The organism is Frankia sp. CeRuru1 (genome assembly GCF_977966315.1).
Genome location: NZ_CDWWEW010000128.1, coordinates 1 through 9,773, shown reverse-complemented (window position 1 = coordinate 9,773; position 9,773 = coordinate 1). Strand labels below are relative to the sequence as shown.

Annotated in this window: 9 protein-coding genes and 1 pseudogene; 4 read left to right on the top strand and 6 right to left on the bottom strand. The window is 71.8% G+C overall.

Annotated features, from left to right (window positions below; all coding sequences use genetic code 11):
- From pucD to AC08OP_RS11495, 5 genes are all read right to left on the bottom strand, one after another.
- Positions 1-2,290: xanthine dehydrogenase subunit D (gene pucD, locus AC08OP_RS11515; RefSeq protein ID WP_476614186.1), on the bottom strand; the 2,290-nt coding region annotated here is incomplete at its 3' end.
- On the bottom strand, positions 2,287-2,877 hold the full coding sequence (locus tag AC08OP_RS11510) for a (2Fe-2S)-binding protein (protein WP_476614185.1): 591 nt from the start codon (positions 2,875-2,877) through the stop codon (positions 2,287-2,289). The genes pucD and AC08OP_RS11510, both read right to left, overlap by 4 nt.
- Entirely contained in the window at positions 2,874-3,761 is an 888-nt protein-coding gene (locus AC08OP_RS11505) for an FAD binding domain-containing protein (protein ID WP_476614188.1), read from the bottom strand. The genes AC08OP_RS11510 and AC08OP_RS11505 overlap by 4 nt, the downstream gene beginning before the upstream one ends.
- Positions 3,762-4,149: 388 nt before the next feature.
- The gene (locus tag AC08OP_RS11500; protein ID WP_476614184.1) at positions 4,150-5,724 is read right to left on the bottom strand and encodes an adenine deaminase C-terminal domain-containing protein; all 1,575 of its coding nucleotides are present in this window, start codon (positions 5,722-5,724) and stop codon (positions 4,150-4,152) included.
- 427 nt (positions 5,725-6,151) lie between these two features.
- The gene (locus AC08OP_RS11495) at positions 6,152-6,313 is read right to left on the bottom strand and encodes a hypothetical protein (RefSeq protein ID WP_476614183.1); all 162 of its coding nucleotides are present in this window, start codon (positions 6,311-6,313) and stop codon (positions 6,152-6,154) included.
- 331 nt (positions 6,314-6,644) lie between these two features.
- On the opposite strand from AC08OP_RS11495, the gene AC08OP_RS11490 reads away from it, so the two are divergent.
- From AC08OP_RS11490 to AC08OP_RS11480, 3 genes are read left to right on the top strand one after another with little or no spacing between them, the layout of a single operon-like run.
- A complete protein-coding gene (locus AC08OP_RS11490; protein WP_476593365.1) occupies positions 6,645-6,947 on the top strand; it encodes an urease subunit gamma in 303 nt (100 codons plus the stop codon).
- On the top strand, positions 6,944-7,324 hold the full coding sequence (locus AC08OP_RS11485; RefSeq protein WP_476614182.1) for an urease subunit beta: 381 nt from the start codon (positions 6,944-6,946) through the stop codon (positions 7,322-7,324). The genes AC08OP_RS11490 and AC08OP_RS11485 overlap by 4 nt, the downstream gene beginning before the upstream one ends.
- Entirely contained in the window at positions 7,321-9,048 is a 1,728-nt protein-coding gene (locus tag AC08OP_RS11480) for an urease subunit alpha (protein ID WP_476614181.1), read from the top strand. The genes AC08OP_RS11485 and AC08OP_RS11480 overlap by 4 nt, the downstream gene beginning before the upstream one ends.
- On the opposite strand, the gene AC08OP_RS11475 is transcribed toward AC08OP_RS11480, so the two are convergent.
- Complete coding sequence (locus AC08OP_RS11475) at positions 9,033-9,230, bottom strand: hypothetical protein (protein ID WP_476614180.1); 198 nt, start codon at positions 9,228-9,230, stop codon at positions 9,033-9,035. The two genes, AC08OP_RS11480 and AC08OP_RS11475, sit on opposite strands and share 16 nt — an antisense overlap.
- Positions 9,231-9,434: 204 nt before the next feature.
- On the opposite strand from AC08OP_RS11475, the pseudogene AC08OP_RS11470 reads away from it, so the two are divergent.
- Positions 9,435-9,773 (top strand): annotated as a pseudogene (locus AC08OP_RS11470) (hypothetical protein); the annotation flags it as partial.

The window sequence follows — 9,773 nt, the reverse complement described above, 5'->3', positions numbered from 1 at the left end:
TGGTCGTCGGGGGGATGGTGACGAGGTCCTCGGGTCGCACCGGAACGCGCCGCAGGTCCCGTCCGACGGCGGCCCGGATCGCCGCGATGATCGCCGGGGTCGCGGTACAGGTAGGCGCCTCCCCCACGCCCTTCACCCCGTAGGGCGCATCCGGCTGCGGATGGGTGACGGCGACGAAGTCGAGGTCCGGGACGTCGGCGATGGTCGGCAGCAGATAGTCGTGAAACGTGGGGTTGACCACCACCCCGTCCACCGTGACCAGCTCCTCCATGACGGCGAGGCCCAGCCCCTGGGCAGTGCCCCCCTCGACCTGACCACGCAGCGCCAGGGGGTTGAGCACCGTACCGCAGTCCTGGGCCAGCGCCATCGACACAACCCGCACGAGACCGAGGTCCACATCGACATCGACGACCGCGCGGTGCGCCGCGGCGGCGAAGGCCACGTGCGGATCGCCCTGTCCGTCGGCGTCCAGCGCGGAGGTACGCCGGTGGTGGAAGGTGTACTCCGCTTCAATCGGCCCGTCGGCCAGCGCCTCGGCGAGCGGGACCCGCAGCCCGGCCTCCACCCCGACGATCTCCCCGGCGTTGATGGTCAGCGTCCGTCGAGGTGCCTCGACGACCTCCGCGGGCAGTCCCACGGTGCGGGCGACCCGGGCGAGCAGGCGATCGGCGACCGCGGCGCAGGCTCCGCGCACGGCGCCTCCGCTCATCCAGGTCTGCCGGGACGCGCTGGTCGATCCGGCACTGCCGACCGCGGTGTCCGCAGGCGCCAGCACAACCTGTTCGACGCCGAGCTCGGTGCGGGCGATCTGCCCCGCGATCGTCACGAATCCCTGGCCCACCTCGGCACACGCGCTGTGCAGCCGGGCCCGCACCGTTCCGTCTTCAGCCAGCTCCAGGCGGGCACGGGCGACGGAGGAGTCGTCCATGCCCTCCGAGAAGAGCAGGTTCTTGTAGGCCAGGGCGTAGCCGACCCCCCGACGGACCCGGCCCGGTTCGGCCGCGGCCGGTCGGCCGCCGGGCAACGCGGTCACCGCGACATTCGCCGGCATCGCCGGCGGGAGCGGACGCGAGGCCACCGCCTCGATGACCTCCCGCGCCGGCAGCGGTGCGCCCATCACCTGACCGGTGGGCAGCACATCCCCCGGTCGGACGGCATTGCGGACGCGCAGGCCCACCGGATCCATGCCGAGGGCGTCGGCCAGCCGATCCATCTGGGCCTCGTGACCGATGGTCACCTGCGGCACCCCGAACCCCCGCATGGCGCCGCACGGGGGGTTGTTCGTCCGCACGACGACTCCGTGCAGGTGGGCGTTCGGGACCCGGTACGGACCCGCGGCATGGGTGACCGCGTTCGCCAGCACCGCCGGCGAGGACGACGCGTAGGCACCGCCGTCCAGCACCAGCCGCGCCCGCACGCTGACCAGGCCCCCGTCGGTGGTGGCGCTGTGCTGGAACCACATCCGGGCCGGATGCCGGTGCGGATGGCCCAGGAAGGACTCGACCCGGTCGTAAGCGATCCGCACCGGAAGCCCCGTAACCCGGGCGAGCAGGGCGCCGTGGATCTGAAGGGTGACGTCCTCCCGGCCGCCGAAGGCACCCCCCACACCGGCCAGGGTGAGCCGGACGAGCTCCTCCGGGAGACCGAGGCAGGCCGCAATCTGCTCCCGGTCCGAATGCAGCCACTGGGTCGCCACCCGCATGTCCACCCCACCATCGGCGGCCGGCATCGCCAGGGCCGCCTCAGGAGCGAGAAACGCCTGGTCCTGCATCCCGACGAGGTAGTGGTCCTCGACCACCACCGGGCCGAGCGCGTCGGGATCGCCGTGGCGCAGCTCGATCTCGCGGTACAGGTTGCCCGCCGGATGCAGCGGCTCGGCATCCGGCTGCCATACCCGGTCGGGGTCGGTCGAAGGTGCCAGCGGCTCGTAGCCCACCTCGATCGCGGCGAGCGCCCGGCGCGCGGTCCGGACGTCGACCGCGGCCACGGCGGCGACCGGTTCCCCCGCGTACCGGACCTCGGTCGCGGCGAACACCGGCTGGTCGGCGACGATCAGCCCGTAGGTGGCCGTGCCGGGGACGTCGGCGGCGGTCACCACCCCCACGACGCCGGGCAGCCGGCGCGCGGCGTCGACGTCGACGCGCCGGATCCGCGCCCGGGCATGGGGCGATCGCAGGGTGCGGGCGTGCACCATCCCCGGAACACGCAGATCACCAACGTAGGAGAAGCTACCGGTCACCTTGTCCGGCCCGTCCGGACGACGCACCGGACGACCGATCCCCGGACTCATCGGCCCACCCCCCGGCGGGGCGAAGCAGGTGTATCCCCCGAAGGCAGGGTGCCCCGCTCAGCCTGCACTGTTCTGATGGCAGCGAGTATCCGGCCGTAACCGGTGCACCGGCAGATGTTGCCGGCCAACGATTCCCTGATCTCCTCCTCGTCCGCACCCGGCCGCCGGGTGAGCAGGTCCGTCACCGCGACCACGAACCCTGGGGTGCAGAAGCCGCACTGCACGGCACCCTCCTCGAGGAACGCCGCCCGCACGGCCCTGGCGGGTCCCGCCGTCCTCAGACCGGTAACGGTGATCACCTGGGCGTCGTCGGCGTCCGCGGCGAGCACCGTGCAGGACGCCACCAACCGGCCGTCCAGGAGAACGGAGCAGGCACCGCAGCGCCCCTGCTCGCACGCGTCCTTCACCGAGGTCACCCCGATGACGTCCCGCAGGACGGTGAGCAGGGAGTCCCCGATCCAGGCGCCGGCCACCGTGTGCAGGAAGCCGTCGACATGGAGGTGATACGGCGCGACGACACCGTCGTCCGGCCAGGACGACCCGGCCGGCGGTCCGGCCGGGACCTCCCCCGCGAAACGGGCGGTCATGGCCGGGCGTCCCGCTCGGCTCCAGGGTCCACCGGCGCCCCCGCGGCCTCCAGGCATCGGGTGAACGCCCGGGCGGCCAGCACACCGGCAGCATGCCGGCGGTAGTCGGCGGAGACCCGCGGACCCGCCGCGAGCTCCGGCCCGGCCCGCGAGACCGCCTCGCTCACCAGCTCACCGAACCGGCGGGCCGCCGACGAGGACGCAGCCCCTGCGGACCAGTCCACCTCGTCGTGTGCGAACCGCTCGGCGACGGTCATCCGGATCGGCAGCCGACCCACCCCCCCGACCGCGCAGGCCAGTCGATGGCGCATCCGGTCAACGAGGACGGCGCACGACACCAACGCCTGGTAGGCGGCCTGCCTGCCCCCGATCTTGAGATAGCTCTGCGGTCCGGCCGGCCGCGGCAGCCTTACCGCGGTGACCAGGGCGTCGGGGGCGAGCCCGTCGGCGAGGAACGCGGGCAGTGTCATCCGGCCGGGTCCGCGCGGCGAGGCCACGAGGATCTCGGCGTCCGCGGCGGTGAGGAAGGTGAGCAGGTCACCGGTGGGACGTGCCGAGCCCAGCGCGCCACCGACCGTGCCGAGGTTGCGGATCTGCGCGGAACCGACCACCCGGGCGGCGAGGGCGAGGCCAGGCGACAGTGACCAGCCCGCGAGGTCGGTGTAAGTCACGCCCGCGCCGACGGTGAGCGAGTCCGCCCCGGCGCCGCGGACCCGCAGTTCCAGAACCCGGCGCAGGGCGACTACCGCCCCCGGCCGACGCTCGCCGGACCGGAGTGCGGGGACGAGATCGGTGCCGCCGCCCAGCAGATCGACCGCCCTGCCGGCGTCACGGGCGGTGGCCAGCATCTCCACTGCCTCCCCGACCGTGCGTGGACGGAACATGACGGCCGTCGCACCGCTAGTCGTCACAGCGGCCTCCCCCGCCCGATCCGACCAGTGGTCCGACCAGTGGGAGGAAGCACGGGAGGGGACGACGCGGGAAGCCGGCCGGCGGTCCGGGGGTCGGGCAGGCAGGCGGACGAACGCTGCATGAGAACCGACCATAACGGCGGAAGGTTACGTGGATGTTCATCGAGACGGACGCTCAGTGACGTAGTTCTGATCTTGCTTGGCGGCGGCGTTCATCACCTCACCTGCGCTATCTCACCTGCGTTATCGCCAGCTTCCACCCGCACCGACCCAGGCCGACACCCCCACCGTCACCCAGCGTTACCTTACCGATGCTGGCACGAACTGCGGAGAGGGAGGCGACAGGTTTGAGGTGGACATGTCAGGGCCGGGTGTAGAGGGCGCAGCCCCATCCGGCCAGCGTGCGCAGCGGGAACGGCAGCCGGCAGCCGAGATCGGCTGCAGCCGTGTCCACCGCGGCCAGCTCTCCCAGCACCGCCTCCCAGGGCGCGTCACTCATCACCCCGAGCAGGGGCAGCGCGCACGCCGCCCGCACCCAGCCCTGGTCGACCACCACATAGCCCCCGCCCATGCCCTCGAGGGCCCGGGCGGCGGTCACCATGTCGTCGTCCCGTGCCCCGACGACGATCAGATGCCCCGGCGGCTCCGCCGTCGTGACCGCGAGCGCGCCCCGGGTCAGCCCGCACCCGCGGAGCATCCCGACGTCGATCTCGTCCGAGGAGCCGTCCCGACCGAAAATTGCGATCTTGAGAAGGTCCCGGGACGGATCGGCCACCGCCCAGCCGTCCCGCAGGGTGGGTTCCACCCGCACGGTACGGAGCCCACGCGGGCGGGAGAGGTCGGAGACCTGACCCGTCCCGGTCATCCGCAACGCCCGCGCTGATCCATCGACGGGCGGCGCCGTCCCCGGGTCGCGAGGGGGATCGACGCTCACCACGACCACACTGGCATCTTGCCGGTGGGACCGTCGCAGGCCGGGGGATGTGAAGGAGCCGGCGTGCAGGTTCGCCGGGAGTCGTGTCCGGCCGGTGGCCCAGGCGGGCGAGATGTCGAGGTTGTCGAACAGGGGTCGGCCGCATTCCGCGGCAATCCGGCCACCCGCCACCACCACATCGGGCGGCGCGGTTCCGGCCAGGGAGGAGACGACCTGGAGATCGGCGAAGCGGGTGGGCGCGATCGACCCCAGGGTGGGTTCCAGATCGTGCCTGCGGGCGGGGAGCAGGGAGAACCGCCGGATGGCGTCGATCTGGCCCATCCCCCGACCGACCGCAAGTCGCACGTCGTGATCGAGATGCCCGACCGTGGCGAGCTCCGCGACCGATCTGGCCCTGCCCCGGACCGGCTCGGCCCCGCTGTCGGCCGCCCGCAGCAGACCGCCGGCCTCCGTGGCGGACGACTTGACGGGCGCCGCCCCTACCGAGGACAGCGCGGTCAGCGCGGAGGCGGGCGGTATCGGAGGCACCTCGACGACCGGGGCGGCGGGCGCCCCGGTCCCGGGAACCTGCCCCGCTCGGACCAGCACCCGCAACGGGGTCAAGGATCCCGTCACCAGATCCACACCGCGCAGACCGCCCAGCGCGACCAGGACGGCCGGGTCGGTCACCAGAGTGACGGTTCCCCGCGGGACGATCAGGCGAGCCAGTTCCCCCGGAGTGAGCAGCGTCTCCTCGACGCGCAGGCCGGCGTCGACATAGGCCGGCAGGACGAATCTGCCGGCGGCGTCGAGCGAGCGCCGGCCCGCCAACGTTCCCGGCTTCGTGACCGCGGCGATGTAGCACCCCACGATCAGGATGTCCCGCGCGGCCACGGCACCGCTGTGGACGGCGACGACGAGCCCACCGCGTACGACGAGGTCGGCCTCCTCCTCACCCGCGGCAACCCGACGCAGTCGAGCGAGCTGTGCCTCGGACGGACGCAGCAGGTCCGCGCCGACCACGGGTACCTGACCGGTCGGACCAGTAGCCGCCGCCGGATCACGCGGGTCAGCCGCAGGAGCGGTGGTGGAGGAGGTCGTGTTCGACGCCGCCGTGCGGGCCGGGGTCGCCGATCGGTGGGGCGTGGCAGACGCCGATCGGTGGGGCGTGGCAGAGGAGACGGTCGGCTGGGGCGCCCGTCCGGACACCGTCATCAGCCGGAGTCCCCAACTGGAGCGTTCGGCGTTCATGGCGGCCTCTCGTCTGCCAGTCAGCACCGAGGCTGCACCCGATGGCGGCACGCCCGGAAGGGGATCACGTATGACCAACGGCGAAATCACCCCCATTACTTCCTTTGCTCCAGAACAAGCCGGGTGCCCCCGGAGCCGGCGGACCAGCACCGCCCGCCGGGAGGGCGGCGATGGCGTGATTGTTGTTTGCCACGTGTCATTACCCGCCATGCGCCGGAGCCGGCCGGTAACGCAGGTGGAACACCATGTTGACCAGAGACGGGAAGAACACGGCGATCCCGGCGATCATGCCGGCCGCGGCACGGCGCCGCCCGAAGACCAGTGCGAGCAACCGAACCCCTGTCAGTCTCATTCCGGGCACACCCCCACCTGCCGGTCGGTCCGACCGGCCCGAGCGGTTCCCCGGACGTTAGAAAGGAGGCGTATCGGTCCCATCGCGCCCGGATGAATTACCAGTAACTCCATTCTTGCTGTTGACGGAACCACACTCCCGCGGCGTCCCCGGCAATATCGGGACGGAAACCTGGACGAAACTTTTCTTGGGTTTCGGGAGTGTCGCCGTTCACCTGACCGTCACATTGCACCCCGATATGCCCGACGAGCATCGGGGCCGGAGCGTCACCGGCATGTCGTGGACCGCGCCGAACCGAACCGGGCCGACGGCATTCCCCGGCCTGCTAGGCTTCGCATTCGTGCTGCTGAGCCCCCATGAACAGGAACGACTGCTGATCCATGTGGCGGCCGGGCTCGCCCGTGAACGGCGAGCCCGTGGGCTGCGGCTGAACCATCCCGAAGCGACCGCGATCATCACCTCGTTCCTGCTAGAGGGCGCGCGGGACGGTCGCAGCGTCGCGGACCTGATGAGCGCCGGGCGAACCGTGCTCACCCGGGATGACGTCATGGAGGGTGTGCCGGAAATGCTCGGCGAGGTGCAGGTCGAAGCCACCTTCCCGGACGGCACCAAGCTGGTCACCGTCCACCGGCCGATCCCGTGATCCCCGGGGAGATCCTGACCGGCGACGATCCCGTCGAGATCAACGCCGGACGCCCGGTACGCACGGCGCTGGTCCGTAACACGGGCGACCGGCCGGTGCAGGTCGGCTCGCACTACCACTTCGCCGCGGCGAACCCCGCTCTCGACTTCGACCGGGCTAGTGCCTGGGGCCACCGGCTCGCGGTGCCCGCCGGCACCGCGGTCCGCTTCGAGCCCGGCGTGGAACGCGAGATCGAGCTGGTGCCGCTGGCCGGCACCCGGGTCGTGCCGGGCCTGCGGCCGGAATCGGCCGGCCCGTTGGACGCAGCGAGCGGCACCCGGATTGCGGACACCGCGACGATCGAGGACATACCAGGCTTTCAGGGAGAGGGTTCGTGAGCCGACTCGACCGCCCCCGCTACGCGGCGCTGTACGGCCCCACGGCCGGCGACCGTATCCGGCTCGCGGACACCGACCTGTTCATCGAGGTAACGGAGGACCGCAGCCGCGGGCCGGCGGGCACCGGGACCGGCGACGAGGCTGTCTTCGGGGGCGGCAAGGTCATCCGTGAGTCGATGGGACAGTCCCTGGCGACCCGCGCCGAGGGTGCGCCCGACCTCGTCATCACCGGTGCCGTCGTTCTCGACCACTGGGGTGTGGTCAAGGCCGACGTCGGGATCCGCGACGGCCGGATCGTCGCACTGGGTAAGGCTGGCAACCCGGACACGATGGACGGCGTCCATCCCGACCTGGTGATCGGGCCCGGCACCGAGATCATCGCCGGTAACGGAAAGATCCTCACCGCCGGCGCGGTGGACTGCCACGTCCATCTGATCTGCCCACAGCAGGTTCCGGAGGCGCTGGGCGCCGGCATCACCACGCTGATCGGCGGCGGCACCGGCCCGGCCGAGGGCACGAAGGCGACGACGGTGACGCCCGGATCCTGGAACCTGGCGCGGATGCTGTCCGCGCTGGACGACTGGCCGGTCAACGTCGTCCTGCTCGGCAAGGGCAACACGGTCAGCGACGAGTCGATGTGGGAACAGCTGCGCGCCGGGGCGGCCGGCTTCAAGCTGCACGAGGACTGGGGGACGACGCCGGCCGCGATCGACGCCTGCCTGCGGGTCGCCGACGCCGCCGGCGTCCAGGTTGCGCTGCACTCCGACACCCTGAACGAGGCCGGCTTCGTCGAGGACACGCTGGCCGCCATCGCCGGCCGGGCGATCCATGCGTACCACACCGAGGGGGCCGGCGGCGGGCACGCCCCGGACATCATCACGGTCGCGGCCGCCGGCAACGTGCTGCCGTCATCGACGAATCCGACCCGCCCGCACACCGTTAACACCCTCGACGAGCACCTCGACATGCTGATGGTCTGTCACCATCTCAACCCCAGCGTGCCCGAGGACCTGGCCTTCGCCGAGAGCCGGATCCGGCCGTCGACGATCGCCGCCGAGGACATCCTGCACGACCTGGGCGCGATCTCGATGATCGGTTCGGACTCGCAGGCGATGGGCCGGATCGGCGAGGTCGTCCTGCGTACCTGGCAGACCGCGCATGTGATGAAGCTCCGGCGCGGGTCCCTGGCCGGCGACAATCGGGCCGACAACGCCCGGGCCCGGCGCTACATCGCCAAGTACACGATCTGCCCGGCGGTGGCGCACGGCCTGGACGCAGAGATCGGCTCGGTGGAGCCTGGCAAGCTCGCCGACCTGGTGCTGTACGACCCAGCGTTCTTCGGGGTGCGGCCGTCACTGGTCCTCAAGGGCGGGTTCATCGCCTGGGCCGCGATGGGCGATGCGAACGCCTCCATCCCGACCCCGCAGCCGGTGCTGCCCCGACCGATGTGGGGAGCCGCCCGTGGTCCGGCCGCCGCGTCGTCGTTGGCCTTCGTCGCCCCGGCGGCGATCGAGGACGGGCTGCCCGGACGGCTGGGGCTCGCCACCCCGGTGGTGCCGGTCGCGGATGTGCGCCGCCGCGGCAAGACGGATCTTCCCGAGAACACCGCGACACCGGACATCCGGGTGGACCCGGACACGTTCACCGTCACGGTGGACGGTGAGGCGATCGAGGCGGATCCGGTGAGCGAACTCCCAATGGCCCAGCGCTACTTCCTGTTCTGACGGCGGCTGTCCTTATGATCGCTCCTGCTGTGGGATCCGGAGCGTTCGCACTCCCACTCGTGGTCGTCGTCGTCCCATTCGGCGTAGTAGCCGGCCTGGCAGCGGGGCTTGGGCGGCCGGTCCTGGCCGCAGGAGGTCAGAACGGGAGACAGTGCGACCGCCACCAGCGTCACACCGGTCACGCGGGCGCGTGGGCGTCCGCGTCTCGACCGTGATCCAGACCATGATCCAGGCATCTCCCACCTCTTTCGGGATCCGCTTTCGGGGTCCGCCGAAGGGCTCCCGCGGAACGGGATGCCATCGCCGGCCTTGCTCGCATGATTCGGCGCTCGCGTGATCCGGCATCGACCGCCGGCGGCGAACTCTTCCACACCAGGGTGGGCAGCATGACGGACTTGTCGTCCGAACGACGGATGGACTTCGACCACACGACACCCGGTCATGACGGCGGAGCCTCGTGTGACAGCGATATCGCAGGTGAGGGCGATATCGCACGGGACGGCGGGACCGGGGACGAGGCTGGTCCGACCGGGCGATCCGGACGGCGGGCGACGCTGCTGGTCCTCGCGGACGGCCGGATGCCCACGGGAGGTCACGCCCACTCGGGCGGTGTCGAAGCCGCGGTGACGGACGGGAGTCTGGCAAACCTGGCCGACCTGGCGGTGTTCCTCGTCGGACGGCTCACCACGACCGGCCTGGTCGCCGCGGCCTTCGCGGCCGCGGCC

Bases quoted from the DNA above. Each gene is read 5' to 3' on its own strand.
- AC08OP_RS11505 (WP_476614188.1), bottom strand. From the start codon at position 3,761: ATGTTCCGTCCACGCACGGTCGGGGAGGCAGTGGAGATGCTGGCCACC.
- AC08OP_RS11510 (WP_476614185.1), bottom strand. From the start codon at position 2,877: ATGACCGCCCGTTTCGCGGGGGAGGTCCCGGCCGGACCGCCGGCCGGG.